Here is a 12,627-nt window from a genome sequence, read left to right on the forward strand (position 1 = left end):
GTTTAAATCCAGAATTTGTCCCGCACCGTCGCACCGCGCATCCCGTCCGGGGTTTCAACTTCAATCCGCGTGCCGGGTTCCCAATGGCTTAGCTTGACCATTCCTATCGACACATTGGTATTGAAATCAGGGGACCACGCGGTCGACGTGATCTGACCAATCCGCTTGCCCCCTGCAACGACCGACCAAGGGCGGTCGCATGGCGGCACTGCATCCCCGTCAATCGAGATGGGACGGATTTGCTGTACCGGTCCTTCCTTGGCCACACGCAACAGAGCGTCCCGGCCAATGCAACCTATTGCCGTATGAGTGTTACAGAACTTGCCCAAACCACATTCGTGAGGGGTGTTGTCGTCGGTCATGTCGTTGCCGTAGGACAGCAATCCGCCTTCTATCCGCTCAATCAGATTTGGACAGCCGGCGCGAACGTGCAGGTCTTCTCCCGCCGCAAAAAGTGCGTTCCACAGGGGCATTCCGATATCCGAGCCCTCAACATAGATTTCGAAACCGCCCTGCTTGGAGTACCCGGAACGCGCAATTGCGAGTTCACGTCCCTCGAATTCGAACTTGTCGAACTTAAAGAAACGAACGTCGCGTACACGGTCACCAAACACTCGGGCCAACAGATCATCTGCCTTCGGCCCCTGAATTGCCAGCGGAGAGACGTCGGGTTCATCAACCAGCACATCCAGACGATACCCATTGGCTATGCCCTTAACCCACAGCAGCAAGTCACTGTCGGCAATAGAAATCCACCATCGGTCCTCTGACAATTTCACAGCCACCGGATCATTCAGCATACCACCGGTTTCATCGACGATGGGGACATAAAAACACTGTCCGGGCAACATCCCCCGCAAATCCCGTGGTGTAAGCATCTGCATCAGCCGCGCGGCATCCGGCCCACGCAATTCGACCTGCCGTTCGCAGGACACGTCCCAAACCTGCACATGACTCTTCAGGTGCCGGTAGTCCGCCTCAACGGACTCAAAAACAGTGGGCAATAACATACGATTATATACCGTATACCCTTTAACCCCGGCAGCTTCGACACCATCAGAAAAAGGTGTTCGGCGCAGGCGACGCGAGAGTGAGATCTGAGCCACTTAAGCCTCCTTAGGCAGAAAAACCAGATCGCTCACCGGTGCAGCAGAACCTGTTTCGGTCAGCATTTGATGCAGCTGGCCCCGGTGATGTGTTTGGTGGTTGAAGAAATGAATTACGCACTGTGCGTAGGGTTTCGTAACATCGGCTTCTTTTGCGGCCGAGAACCACGTGAAGGGGCCGCGCAGGTCCTCGTCATTCAAGGACGCAGCCCATTGGGTGATCCGCTGGTCGACCTGATCGCGCAACGGCAACCATTCTGCCAAGTCGGCGCACAATGACGGGCTTTCCGGGATGCCGCCGCCGGGACCTTGCCCTTTGTCAAACCGCGACATCCATATCCAGTCCCCCCAAAGCAAATGATTTGCCGTGCCCAGGATCGAACCAAAAAACGCTCCGCGTTCACAGGTCAGATCCTCGCCCGAAAGCGCGGCAAGAAACCCTTTCAACTGGCTGTTTTGCCAGTGATTATATCGGGCCATCTCTTGCACATAGGCGGCGGTGATCATCACTTTGGCCCATGCCAGTCGATTGGGCAGATTTCAGCAGATTTTCCACCAAAGTCCCAGACACGGCCGTAGTCGCGTACTTTGGACTTCGTACCGCGCGCAACAATGATGTCTGGCCCCATCCAATACTTCGAGTTCGACACCATGACCGGATGTTCCGGGTCTTTGCCGCCCAGCATCTCGATCTCACCCTGAATTTTACGGCCGATCGCGATGCGGCGTTTGTTGCCGTCGCGCTCAATCTGGACCGGAGCACGCTCGGCGCCGATGATCTCACTGACCAGCATGGTGAACAAGCCGGTGGTCCCGCCTGCCTGACCGCTGAAGATTTGCAAGAGGCCGTTGTAGGCCTTGCCGCTTGCCCGTTCGTCAACATAGGCGGCCACTTTCCACTGGCCCTCGCCCATGCGGCCCGGAATATCGACCAGCAACCCGACGTTCAGACCGGACAGATCTTCGCCCTCATAGTGGCCTTCATCAATGATGACACCCATCCACGCGTGACAATGCCCTTCGGTTGGAGGATGCGCACCCAATGAAACCACACAGGGACAGAACACATCGCACGAGCAGTTCAGGATTAATTCGCCTTTGATTGCCCATTCCGTCGGGCTCATCTCACGCCGCTTGGGATTTGGCATACGGCTATCAATGCGCTGGCTGATCGGCAGCCTGTCCGCCTCAGGTTTTCTGTTCTTAGCCATAGGCTTATCCTCCGTAGCTTATTGGATAGACGAGCAGAACAAGACCGCCCGCAATCAATACAAATCCCATAGGTCGGGTCACTGCGTGGCCGATCTGGGGTAGTTTTTCCAAAACCATGAACAAGGTCGCGAGACCCATCCACAAAAGGCTCATGACACCGCCAACAAAACCAAGCGCCATGAAGCCCCAACAGCAGCCCACACAAAACGCTCCCAGTCCCAACCCCATGCGCAAACCGCCAGTGAACCCTGTTTTCCAGTGCCCGAGGAAATAGGTCATGGGCGCGTGGCAGACACCGTGGCAAACCTCTTTCACGCGGGTGAACTGAAATGCGCCGACGGCGATCATCAGGCCGCCCGCGAAATACCCGGATTTACCAACGCCCAACATGTCGATGACCCCACCAAACAACAGTGACAGTTGAACACCGGTGATCAAAGCAGCAAAGCCGACCCAGACGGCAAGATATCCTGTCAGTACACCTAACCAGCCTGCGCGCGAGCCATTGGCACTGCGGATCAGATCATCATAACTGCGCAACGTCGGCACGAGCGTCGGCAGCATCATAGCCGCCATCATGATAGCCCACATCCAAAACAGCGGACCAAACTCGGCCATAGGCATATACATGTCCATCCGCGGGTCCATCGCGGCCATTGCTTGTCCCATTGGGCCGGGGCGACCGATCCAATCCAGATCCATGTCTCGGCTCATGGTGAACATGGCCCACCACGCGGACAGGATTAGGGCATAAAACCCTAGCCAAAATGCGTTGCGTAGAACTGTACGACTCACGCGCTCCTCCCGACTCAGTCCTTGCTTTTCAAATGTCAGACTTTTAAATGTCAGACAAATAAAAATTCACCAACGGTCCCCAGAATATGAAAATTGACCCCAAGAAGCCTGCTGATCTGTCTGCCCAGATCGCTCAGGCCATTCGCGATGCTATCATCTCGGGCGAATTGATCGTGGATGAACGCTTGCCGTCCGAAGCGGAATTGTCCGAACAGTTTCAAGTGTCACGACCGACCGTACGCGAAGCTCTAAAACGATTGGCGGCACAATCACTTATTCGCACACAGCGCGGAGCAAGTGGCGGGGCATTTGTAAACCGGTTGAGTTTTGAGGGCGCGTATTCGCAGCAGATCACGACTTCTACCCTGCTTTTGTCGATGAATGCCGTCAGCTTCGACACGGCCTGCGAAGCCCGCTTTGCTCTAGAGCGCGCCTGCGCCCCGTTGTCCGCTCAGCGACGGACAGCCGATCAGTTGGCTACAATGCGGGCCGAGATACACCGGCAGTCACAACCGGGCCTTACGGATGAGGCTTTCTGCGCCTCTGACGTAGCGCTTCACCGCGCCCTTGTTGATGGTGCCGGCAATCCCGTGCTGTCCTATCAATTGGCCGGAGCGGTTGAAGCCATGCAGCCTTTGATGAATATGATCACCTTCACGGCACGATCCCGCGAGGCAATCATTTCTCTGCACAACGAGATCGCTGACGCTCTGGAAGACCGAGACTCGACCAAAGTGGACGCGACGCTAGTTGAACTTGAGAATTACACAAGGCAGTTGGCGCAGGACGTAGCACAGCAGCGAAGCAAGCCTGCGTAAGGAGAATGGGATGACTACCGGTTTGAACGTGATTGCCGCGCTCCTGACTATTGGGTTTGGCCTTTTCGGGTTTCTGGCGCCCAGCTTTACCTTGGGTGCATTGGATCTGACCCCAACTGACAGCAATATGGGGCTGAGTGAAATGCGCGCATCTGTCGGCGGGCTATTCGTCGTCACTGGCGTGGCTGTTTTATATCTCAACAACCCCATGGCTTATGCCATGCTGGGTATTGTCTACGCAGGCGCGGCACTGGGTCGGTTCGTTTCGGTCTTTCTGGACAACCCACCACTGGTCAAAGCAGTCACATTTGGCGGAATCGAGCTGATCCTGGCGCTTTGGCTGATATTAGCGAACATCAACAGGTCTGCCTAAGCCACTGTTATTGCAGTGCACACCTGATCAAAATCACGGTTTGCATCCTCTTGCACGCTCACCTATATAGAGAGTGTCCTTCGGGACTATGGACATAAACGCGCTCGTAATAAGCGGATCGGACCCGGGGGCGGTACCCGGCGGCTCCACCAATATCTTTCGTTTGAAGATCATGGGGCCGAAATAGGATCGACGAACGTCTAAAGGGGTTAGCTTTGTCTCGGCTGTCTGCCACCGTTACCGGCGAAAATAGTACAATTGCAAACGACAATCGTGCTCCGGTTGCAGTTGCTGCGTAAGCAGTAACAAGACCGAAACTTAAGCCCTTGCGCCTAGCCGCGTAAGGCGGGGTTCGCAGGTACCTGGCAACAGAAACCTGCACTTCCCAACTAAAGTCTGAGGTTTTTGCTGAGCATGTTCATGTTCAGAGTTTTTTCACGTTTTGGCCTCATGCTGACGCCAGCAGAATAAGGAGTGCTGGGATGGCGCACGCAGATCTACTCAGAGAATGGTATTCCGAGGTTTGGGAAAACGGCAACACCGACGCGATTGACCAATATTTCGCCCCCGAGGCGATGGCCGAAGGGCTTATTCCGGAAATGCAGGTCGGCGCAGATGATTTCCGTGATCTGGTCATGGCGTTTCGCCATATCCTAGGCGACATCCAGGTCGAAATGCCCAAAATCATCGAAAACGGCGATTGGGTATCCGCCATTATTCACCTGCGCACGACACGCGCCGACAACGGTGCCCCGATTCAGGCGACAGGCAGTGTCATGGGACGGATCAAAAATGGTCGTATGGTTGAGGCATATAATCAATTCGACTTCATTTCACTCTTCGAACAACTTGGTCAGTTCCCGCAGGATACCTTGCCGGTGTGTATGACGGGACAAAGGCTGGACTGGGCCTGATCGTCAACGCAATCTTGACCCCCTCGGCGCTTACGCGGTAGCTAGGGCCATGGGGTAAGATTGCGAACACCCCGTGAGGCGTCAGCCCAAGTTTCGCATGTATCCGACAAAACCAGGAGACATGCTGTGCCCGCGCCAAACTCAATCACATCAAAGCAATTGTTAAGACTGATAGGCACGCCTCAGGCGCCCGTGCTGATCGACATCTGTATGGACGCGGATTTTGAGGCAGACCCCTATCTGATCCCGGGGTCCATTCGCCATTCTGCAACGGATCCAAAAGGGTTGGTCACCCTGATCGGCGACCGTCCAGCCGTTGTGATTTGCCAAAAAGGCAAGAAACTTAGCCAGGCCGTCGTCTCGTGGTTGCGGGGCGAAGGTGTTCAAGCCGAATTCCTTGAAGGCGGTATGTTCGCGTGGCGAGACATGTCGGACGCGCCACGTGTGCCCGCGGCGGCATTGTCGATGCTGCAGCCTGAAGGATCCCTTTGGGTAACGCGTCACCGCCCAAAAATTGATCGCATCGCCTGCCCTTGGCTGATCCGGCGGTTTGTTGATCCCAACGCCCGGTTCCTGTTCGTTGCACCGAAAGAGGTTGAAGCAGCCGGCGAGATTTTTGGTGCGACCCCTTTTGACATAGAAAACACCTATTGGAGCCACCGCCAGGATCGGTGCACCTTTGATACCATGCTGGATGAATTTGGGCTCCGCACACCCGCGTTGGATCGACTCGCGACTGTCGTTCGGGCCGCGGACACCAACAGTCATGATCTTGCGCCAGAAGCTGCCGGATTGCTTGCGGTCTCTGTCGGTTTATCCCGGCAATACCGCGACGACCATGAAAACCTCGCGGCTGGATTGCATCTCTATGATGCGCTGTACCGTTGGGCGCGCGACGGGTTTGAGGAACAACACGACTGGCCGACGGATCGTAAATCATGACCCCCACGCACTCGGAACTGGTCCGTATCTTTGGACGTATCGGATTGTTGTCGTTTGGGGGCCCTGCGGCGCAGATTTCATTAATGCATCAAGAGTTGGTGGAAAACCGGCCGTGGCTGGACGAGCAAACGTACTTGAGGGCGCTGTCTCTTTGCATGCTGTTGCCCGGACCCGAAGCCATGCAACTTGCCACCTATGCAGGTTGGCGTCTGCGCGGCGTGACCGGAGGGTTGATCGCCGGCGGACTGTTCGTATTGCCTGGCGCACTGATCATTGCCATTTTGGTCGGACTGTACGCAGCTTTTGGTAACTTGCCTCTGGTTCAGGCCGCTTTCCTTGGGGTGAAGGCAACGGTTATCATCATAGTCCTTCAGGCCCTCAAAAACCTGTCGCGCAAGGCCCTTACCGATATGGAACACCGGGCAATCGCAGGATTGGGTTTTGTTGCGATCTTCGCCTTTAACCTGCCGTTTCCCTTGATCATTCTGGCTGCGGCGCTTTGGGGGTATCTGAGTTTCAAGGGTGACGCCAACACTGCCCCAATACCCCCTGCCCCAAGTGCAACGCGCCCGTTGCGCACCTGTGCAATCTGGCTGACACTATGGCTTGGCCCATTGGTGTTTCTGAACGTGACTGGACAAAAATTGTTGAGCGATCTCGGGTGGTTCTTTGCTCGCCTGGCCGTTGTTACGTTCGGCGGAGCCTACGCGGTTCTGGCATATATGACTCAGACTGTCGTGGACAAGTATCAGTGGATCAGCACGGACCAAATGATTGACGCGTTAGGGCTGGCCGAGACGACGCCGGGTCCTTTGATACTGGTCACACAATTCGTGGCCATGCTGACGGGGCAAATCTCGGGTGGGTTCTCTTTGGCTCTTGCTGCTGGCGCGGTTGCGCTTTGGGCCACCTTTGTCCCGTGTTTTCTGTGGATCTTCCTGGCCGCACCATATCTTGATCAGTTGGCCGCCCGTCCACGGCTGTCCGCAGCTTTGCACGGTATAACAGCAGCGGTTGTAGGCGTGATTCTCAACCTTTCCGTGTGGTTTGCTCTTAACGTTCTTTTCGGGGCAATCCCGGAATTGGCATGGGGACCCTTAACCATCCCATGGCCCGAACTTGCGACGCTGAACATATCAGCGCTGCTTTTTACGATCATGGCCGGGGTGTTGATATTCAAACTAAAATTCGGCATGGGAATGACCTTGGCCGTGATGGCCGTGGCCGGGGTTGGATTTCAATTTCTTTGAACAATCCACCCACACCCGGTCTTTCGTTTCCGAACGAATCCCCTATGCTTGGGATAACCACTTTTGAGGATGACACATGTCGCAGGACATTGACTATGGAACCCTGATGCACACCGCGATGCGCGGCCTTATTCAGAAGGTTCTGACCAACGTTTCTGAAAACGGTCTGCCTGGGGCGCATCATTTCTTTATCACGTTCGACACACGGCAGGACGGAGTTGAAATAGCTGACTGGTTGCGCGAACGCTATCCCGAAGAAATGACTGTCGTAATGCAGCACTGGTTCGAAAACCTTGAGGTTGGCGACAACGGCTTTGCGATTACGCTAAATTTCGGCGACGCGCCCGAACCTCTTTATATTCCATACGATGCGATCAAAACCTTCGTGGACCCGTCGGTTGAGTTCGGGCTGCGTTTTGAAAGCCCGGATGACGAGGACGAGGTTGCGGCTCATATTGTTGAGGAAGCGATAGAGGTTGAGGAACCTCCGGCCCAGCAAGACGCAGATGTCGTTTCACTGGACAGCTTCCGAAAGTAAACTGAAACATACGAACCCCGCCTCTCGCGGGGTTTACTGTTTCTGTAGGAACGTATCGACCGAACGGGATTTCACACCGTTACGGAATCGCGAAAAAGACAGGTTCAGCCCCCCGTCAGCAAGCGTGCGGTCAAACTGCTGTAGTTCATACCCGCCGTTTTCATCAATAAACAATGAGAAGACCGTTAGCGTTTCGCCCTCGATCCGGCCCCAGACGAACGGTTCTCCCTGCATCGGGTCCAGGGGCACCTCGTGCCCGAACACATTGCGCTTCATTGCGGCTGAATAAACGTCGGACCTGTCGGATTGTTTGAAGTCGATCGAGAAGGACTGGTCCTTGACCCGGCCATCCGGCTTATAGGTTGTAGTCTTCCAGCTGACGTTGAAACCATCTTTCGTTTCATGGATTGAAACGCTCATATCACGGGGAGTTTCGGTTCCATCATCGTCCACCACATTGGCGGAACCAACGTAATCTCCGATAAATGGTTCGATGTTACCCGCTTGGGCTTGAAGATTTCCAAAACCAAGCCAGAACACGGCACCCATCGCAAAAACGATAAGCCGCAGCGGATTAATCCCGTTGATAAGCAGCACCTGACCCTCCAGCTTTTAGATCTTTCCATTCTACCTCAGCCACGGGCGCGCACAATGGCTCTAACGCGCGTGTCTCAAAGAAAAATGGCGCATCCAAACGCCTATACCTTTGGCAGGGTTGCGCTTATGGTGCGCGCAACTGGCCGATTGCGCGTGGACGCTGTCACGGGTAAACGGCATACGACTGCATACTAGACGGAGTGACCGATGTCCCAGACCCGCACCGAATCCGACAGCTTTGGCCCGTTGGAAGTTCCCGCTGACAAGTATTGGGGTGCACAAACACAACGCTCGATCATGAATTTTCCGATCGGCTGGGAAAGGCAACCCGTTGCTATCGTACGGGCGCTGGGCGTTATCAAAAAGGCCTGCGCGATGGAGAATAAGGCTATCGGCAAGCTGGATGCCAAGATCGCCGATGCCGTCGTTCAGGCCGCCAGCGAGGTGATTGAAGGCAAGTTCGATGACAACTTCCCTCTGGTCGTTTGGCAAACCGGTTCTGGCACTCAGTCAAACATGAACGCGAACGAGGTCATCGCAAATCGCGCGATTGAGATCATGGGTGGCGTGATCGGTTCCAAAGAACCGGTGCACCCCAATGATCACTGCAACATGGGGCAGTCGTCAAACGACACTTTCCCGACCGCAATGCATATTGCCACAGCGATGAGTGTACGCGACGTGCTCATGCCCGGACTCGAGAAATTTGCGTCGGCACTGGAAGCCAAAGCAAAAGAGTTCGCGGGCATCATCAAAATCGGCCGCACACACACTCAGGATGCGACCCCCTTGACGCTGGAACAAGAGTTTGGCGGCTATGCGCACCAGATCCGCCAAGGGATCGCTCGGGTCGAGGCTGCAATGCCCGGCATCTATGAACTGGCGCAAGGCGGTACCGCTGTCGGCACCGGCCTAAACACGCATGATGGCTGGGATGAAGCCGTCGCCAAGAACATGGCTGACATCACTGGCCTGCCCTTCGTAACGGCACCGAACAAGTTCGAAGCCCTTGCCGCACATGACGCCATGGTCTTCCTGTCGGGCGCGCTGGCGACCATTGCGGGCTCTTGCTACAAAATCGCGAACGACATCCGGTTCCTGGGCTCTGGCCCGCGGTCCGGTTTGGGCGAACTGATCTTGCCTGAAAACGAGCCTGGCTCGTCGATCATGCCGGGCAAGGTGAACCCTACGCAGGCCGAAGCGCTGACGCAGGTGGCCGCGCATGTGATCGGCAACGACGCGGCAATGAAATTTGCGGGTTCGCAGGGACACTTCCAGCTGAACGTCTACAATCCGATGATGTCTTACAACCTACTGCAATCCATTCAGTTGCTGGGAGATGCCACCGACAGCTTTACCGAGCGTATGTTGTTGGGCATCAAGGCAAATGAGCCGCGGATTGACAAGCTGATGAAGGAATCGCTGATGCTGGTCACCGCACTGGCTCCGACCATCGGTTACGACAATGCGACCACCGTGGCCAAGACTGCGCATAAGAACGGTACGACCCTCAAGGAAGAGGCAATCGCGCTGGGCTTTGTCGATGAAGAAACATTCGATGCGGTTGTCCGACCAGAGCACATGATCGGCCCCAAATGATCGCATGGCGCAAGCCGGTATGTCTTTGCCTGCTGATAGCAGGCACAGCAACTACGGCACAGGCCGACCTGTTCGCCCTGATTGACGCCCGGTTGGAATGGATGCAGGACGTCGCCGCGTTCAAACATGCGAACGACCGCCCGGTCGAAGATCTAGAGCGTGAGAAAGTCGTGATTGACAAGACTCTGGAACAGGCGACGCTGGCAGGCGTTGATCCGGACAGCGCACAGCTGTTTTTCCAAGTTCAGATCGAAGCCGCGAAAGAGATCCAATCCTGTTGGATCGAACGGTGGTCCAAGGATCAAACCTCGGTTCCTGAAAGCTATGCGGATCTTACGAGCGAGGTGCGCCCCGCTTTGTTGGACCTGGGCGGGCAAATCCTTGACACATTGTCCAATCAACCACCCGTCTCATCTGCGTCGCAAGCTGATTTTCTGGACACTGTGAATGTCGAATGTCTTTCAGATGACAGCCGAGCAAAATTGTTCGATAGTCTGACAAAGGTGAGGCATTCGCAGTGACAAACCCAGTAAATCTGAACAAGTACAGAAAAGAAAAAGCACGGGCCGAAAACAAAGCGCGCGCTGACCAAAATGCCGTCGCTTTTGGCCGCACCAAGGCCGAGAAGGATCTGGCGAAAAAACAGCAACACAAGCTGAGCCAAGATCATGAAGGTCGTAAGCTGGACAAATGAGTGGTCGCCCGGTCAAACGTTCCCTGACGCTGAAAGGCCACCGGACATCCGTTTCGCTTGAGGATGAGTTTTGGCAGGCATTTCGCGAAATTGCCAAGAAAAAAAATATGCCGATCAATGCTCTAGCGGCGGCAATTGATTTCGAGCGCGATCCCGAAGTCGGGCTTGCCTCTGCCATTCGGGTTTTCATTCTGAACTGGTATCAATCCAAATAATTCAATCTTGCTTTGACTTTGTGAAACTGCCTAAAGTGGCATGGAACAAAAAGGGTACATAGGAATGGTGCAGACAATCGAAGGGCCTGACGGAAAACCGCGCTGCGCGTGGTGTCAGACAGCCCCCGAATTCTTTGACTATCACGATCAGGAATGGGGATACCCGGTTGGCGACGATCAACGCCTGTTCGAAAAGCTCTGCCTCGAGAGTTTCCAGTCCGGCCTTAGCTGGCGCACGATACTGTCCAAACGTGAAAATTTCCGCAAGGCGTTCAAAGCATTTGATATCAACGCTGTAGCGACATTTGATGATACAGATAGGGAAAGATTATTGAAGGATGCGGGGATTGTGCGGCATCGTGGAAAGATCGAGGCTGTGATCAACAACGCCCGTCGCGCGCAAGAACTTATCGCGTCCGAAGGATCCTTGGCCGCATATGTTTGGCGATACGAGGCAGACGCGCCGCCTGCCCCGCAAACCGCCTCAACATCGCCGGAATCCGAGGCGATGTCGAAGGACCTGAAAAAACGAGGCTGGAAGTTTGTCGGTCCGACGACCGTGTTTGCCTTTATGCAGGCAATGGGGCTGGTGAACGATCACGCTGAAGGTTGCATTATGCGTGAAAAAGCGGCGCAGATGCGCCGCGAATTCGCCAAACCCCAATAGTGTTAGACCGACGCGCGGAAAATCTTGTCGATGTTACCGCCCAACGCTGCGTTGAACTCGGCATCTGATTGCTGTTTTGACAGGCCTTCAGTCAGCGCGCGCGAGAAAGATGCGATCATCTTACCATTCTGCCCCAGCAGATCGCAGGCCTGATCCGTCGAATAACCGCCTGACAGCGCAACCACGCGCAGAACACGCGGATGATCGGCCAACTCGTCATACAGGTTTGCTTGAGTAGGGATCGTCAACTTGAGCATGACGTCCTGCCCCTCGTCCAACAGATCCAGGTTCTTCAGGATTTCAGCCTTCAGGATGTCTTCTGCTTCGGCTTTTGTCGCCGAGTTGATATTCACCTCGGGCTCAATAATCGGAACCATGCCTGCGGCCACGACTTCGCGGGCTACATCGAACTGTTGCGCAGTAACAGCTGCGATGCCTTCCGCATTTGCTTCGTGAATGACTGAACGCTCTTTGGTGCCGAAAACACCGTCAGCTTTAGCCAACGTCTCGGCCAGACCCGGAATGGGTTTCATCAATTGAACACCATTCGCTTCGTCTTCCAACCCTTTGTCAATCTTAAGGAAAGGCACGATACCTTTAACCGACCAAAGATAGTCGGCAACTTTTCGGCCATCAATTTGCTCGCCCAGCGTACGCTCGAACAGGATCGCGCCGATCACTTTAGCCTTCGTGAAATCATTCGCCAGAATGATCCGCGCACGCATATTCTGGATTTCGCCGAACATCTCTTCGTCCGAGTTGTAGTCCGATGCGTCTACGCCATAAAGCGCCAGCGCTTTGGGGGTCGACCCACCGCTTTGATCCAGTGCTGCGATGAAACCTGCACCGTTTGACATTTGTGCGCGCTGTTCTACTGCTGACATAAGACTTTCCCGTTCAATATGAT

At 54.9% G+C, this 12,627-nt stretch carries 17 protein-coding genes and 1 other RNA gene; 12 read left to right on the forward strand and 6 right to left on the reverse strand.

The window, feature by feature from the left end:
- Positions 1-2 precede the first annotated feature (2 nt).
- From GOW92_RS01690 to GOW92_RS01705, 4 genes are read right to left on the reverse strand one after another with little or no spacing between them, the layout of a single operon-like run.
- Positions 3-1,106, reverse strand: coding sequence for a dimethylsulfoniopropionate demethylase (locus GOW92_RS01690; protein WP_170557412.1), 1,104 nt, complete (start codon positions 1,104-1,106; stop codon positions 3-5).
- Positions 1,107-1,613 (reverse strand): DinB family protein, encoded by a 507-nt coding sequence (locus tag GOW92_RS01695; RefSeq protein WP_170559296.1) that lies wholly within the window; start codon positions 1,611-1,613, stop codon positions 1,107-1,109. It abuts the gene before it with no gap.
- Complete coding sequence (locus GOW92_RS01700; RefSeq protein WP_170557414.1) at positions 1,613-2,317, reverse strand: DUF1326 domain-containing protein; 705 nt, start codon at positions 2,315-2,317, stop codon at positions 1,613-1,615. Before GOW92_RS01700 ends, GOW92_RS01695 begins: the two co-directional genes overlap by 1 nt.
- A gap of 4 nt (positions 2,318-2,321) precedes the next feature.
- Entirely contained in the window at positions 2,322-3,113 is a 792-nt protein-coding gene (locus tag GOW92_RS01705) for a DUF2182 domain-containing protein (protein WP_368040239.1), read from the reverse strand.
- 86 nt (positions 3,114-3,199) lie between these two features.
- Here GOW92_RS01705 and GOW92_RS01710 point away from each other — a divergent pair, with 86 nt between their 5' ends.
- From GOW92_RS01710 to GOW92_RS01740, 7 genes are all read left to right on the forward strand, one after another.
- Complete coding sequence (locus tag GOW92_RS01710; protein ID WP_170557416.1) at positions 3,200-3,931, forward strand: FadR/GntR family transcriptional regulator; 732 nt, start codon at positions 3,200-3,202, stop codon at positions 3,929-3,931.
- Positions 3,932-3,941: 10 nt separating this feature from the next.
- Positions 3,942-4,304: a DUF4345 family protein gene (locus tag GOW92_RS01715; protein WP_170557418.1), complete on the forward strand. Its 363-nt coding sequence runs from the start codon at positions 3,942-3,944 to the stop codon at positions 4,302-4,304.
- 36 nt (positions 4,305-4,340) lie between these two features.
- Positions 4,341-4,687, forward strand: a transfer-messenger RNA (tmRNA) gene (gene ssrA, locus GOW92_RS01720).
- 99 nt (positions 4,688-4,786) lie between these two features.
- Positions 4,787-5,218, forward strand: coding sequence for an ester cyclase (locus tag GOW92_RS01725; RefSeq protein WP_170557420.1), 432 nt, complete (start codon positions 4,787-4,789; stop codon positions 5,216-5,218).
- Positions 5,219-5,344: 126 nt separating this feature from the next.
- Positions 5,345-6,160 (forward strand): chromate resistance protein ChrB domain-containing protein, encoded by an 816-nt coding sequence (locus GOW92_RS01730; RefSeq protein ID WP_170557422.1) that lies wholly within the window; start codon positions 5,345-5,347, stop codon positions 6,158-6,160.
- Positions 6,157-7,410, forward strand: a complete 1,254-nt coding sequence (gene chrA / locus GOW92_RS01735; protein WP_170557424.1) for a chromate efflux transporter — start codon at positions 6,157-6,159, stop codon at positions 7,408-7,410. The genes GOW92_RS01730 and chrA overlap by 4 nt, the downstream gene beginning before the upstream one ends.
- Before the next feature lie 76 nt (positions 7,411-7,486).
- Entirely contained in the window at positions 7,487-7,948 is a 462-nt protein-coding gene (locus GOW92_RS01740) for an SspB family protein (protein ID WP_170557426.1), read from the forward strand.
- Between the two features lie 33 nt (positions 7,949-7,981).
- Here GOW92_RS01740 and GOW92_RS01745 read toward each other — a convergent pair whose 3' ends face one another.
- Positions 7,982-8,545, reverse strand: a complete 564-nt coding sequence (locus tag GOW92_RS01745; RefSeq protein WP_368040240.1) for a hypothetical protein — start codon at positions 8,543-8,545, stop codon at positions 7,982-7,984.
- Positions 8,546-8,752: 207 nt separating this feature from the next.
- Here GOW92_RS01745 and fumC point away from each other — a divergent pair, with 207 nt between their 5' ends.
- From fumC to GOW92_RS01770, 5 genes are all read left to right on the forward strand, one after another.
- Positions 8,753-10,144 carry a class II fumarate hydratase gene (gene fumC / locus GOW92_RS01750; RefSeq protein ID WP_170557427.1) on the forward strand — a complete coding sequence of 464 codons (1,392 nt, stop codon included), beginning with the start codon at positions 8,753-8,755 and terminating at the stop codon, positions 10,142-10,144.
- Positions 10,141-10,665: a gamma subclass chorismate mutase AroQ gene (aroQ, locus tag GOW92_RS01755; protein WP_170557429.1), complete on the forward strand. Its 525-nt coding sequence runs from the start codon at positions 10,141-10,143 to the stop codon at positions 10,663-10,665. Before fumC ends, aroQ begins: the two co-directional genes overlap by 4 nt.
- Complete coding sequence (locus GOW92_RS01760) at positions 10,662-10,838, forward strand: DUF4169 family protein (protein WP_170557431.1); 177 nt, start codon at positions 10,662-10,664, stop codon at positions 10,836-10,838. Before aroQ ends, GOW92_RS01760 begins: the two co-directional genes overlap by 4 nt.
- Complete coding sequence (locus tag GOW92_RS01765; RefSeq protein ID WP_170557434.1) at positions 10,835-11,053, forward strand: ribbon-helix-helix domain-containing protein; 219 nt, start codon at positions 10,835-10,837, stop codon at positions 11,051-11,053. The genes GOW92_RS01760 and GOW92_RS01765 overlap by 4 nt, the downstream gene beginning before the upstream one ends.
- 64 nt (positions 11,054-11,117) lie before the next feature.
- Complete coding sequence (locus GOW92_RS01770; protein ID WP_170557435.1) at positions 11,118-11,720, forward strand: DNA-3-methyladenine glycosylase I; 603 nt, start codon at positions 11,118-11,120, stop codon at positions 11,718-11,720.
- Positions 11,721-11,722: 2 nt separating this feature from the next.
- On the opposite strand, the gene GOW92_RS01775 is transcribed toward GOW92_RS01770, so the two are convergent.
- Positions 11,723-12,604, reverse strand: a complete 882-nt coding sequence (locus tag GOW92_RS01775; RefSeq protein ID WP_170557437.1) for a fructose bisphosphate aldolase — start codon at positions 12,602-12,604, stop codon at positions 11,723-11,725.
- Positions 12,605-12,627 lie beyond the last annotated feature (23 nt).

The organism is Ruegeria atlantica (assembly GCF_013032505.1).
GTDB classification, from domain to species: Bacteria; Pseudomonadota; Alphaproteobacteria; order Rhodobacterales; family Rhodobacteraceae; genus Ruegeria; species Ruegeria atlantica_F.

Excerpts from the sequence above, each read along its gene's own strand:
- GOW92_RS01695 (WP_170559296.1), bottom strand. The coding sequence starts at position 1,613 with ATGATCACCGCCGCCTATGTGCAAGAGATGGCCCGATATAATCACTGG.
- GOW92_RS01700 (WP_170557414.1), bottom strand. The coding sequence starts at position 2,317 with ATGGCTAAGAACAGAAAACCTGAGGCGGACAGGCTGCCGATCAGCCAG.
- GOW92_RS01710 (WP_170557416.1), top strand. The coding sequence starts at position 3,200 with ATGAAAATTGACCCCAAGAAGCCTGCTGATCTGTCTGCCCAGATCGCT.
- GOW92_RS01715 (WP_170557418.1), top strand. The coding sequence starts at position 3,942 with ATGACTACCGGTTTGAACGTGATTGCCGCGCTCCTGACTATTGGGTTT.
- GOW92_RS01725 (WP_170557420.1), top strand. The coding sequence starts at position 4,787 with ATGGCGCACGCAGATCTACTCAGAGAATGGTATTCCGAGGTTTGGGAA.
- chrA (WP_170557424.1), top strand. The coding sequence starts at position 6,157 with ATGACCCCCACGCACTCGGAACTGGTCCGTATCTTTGGACGTATCGGA.
- GOW92_RS01740 (WP_170557426.1), top strand. The coding sequence starts at position 7,487 with ATGTCGCAGGACATTGACTATGGAACCCTGATGCACACCGCGATGCGC.
- fumC (WP_170557427.1), top strand. The coding sequence starts at position 8,753 with ATGTCCCAGACCCGCACCGAATCCGACAGCTTTGGCCCGTTGGAAGTT.
- aroQ (WP_170557429.1), top strand. The coding sequence starts at position 10,141 with ATGATCGCATGGCGCAAGCCGGTATGTCTTTGCCTGCTGATAGCAGGC.
- GOW92_RS01765 (WP_170557434.1), top strand. The coding sequence starts at position 10,835 with ATGAGTGGTCGCCCGGTCAAACGTTCCCTGACGCTGAAAGGCCACCGG.
- GOW92_RS01770 (WP_170557435.1), top strand. The coding sequence starts at position 11,118 with ATGGTGCAGACAATCGAAGGGCCTGACGGAAAACCGCGCTGCGCGTGG.
- GOW92_RS01775 (WP_170557437.1), bottom strand. The coding sequence starts at position 12,604 with ATGTCAGCAGTAGAACAGCGCGCACAAATGTCAAACGGTGCAGGTTTC.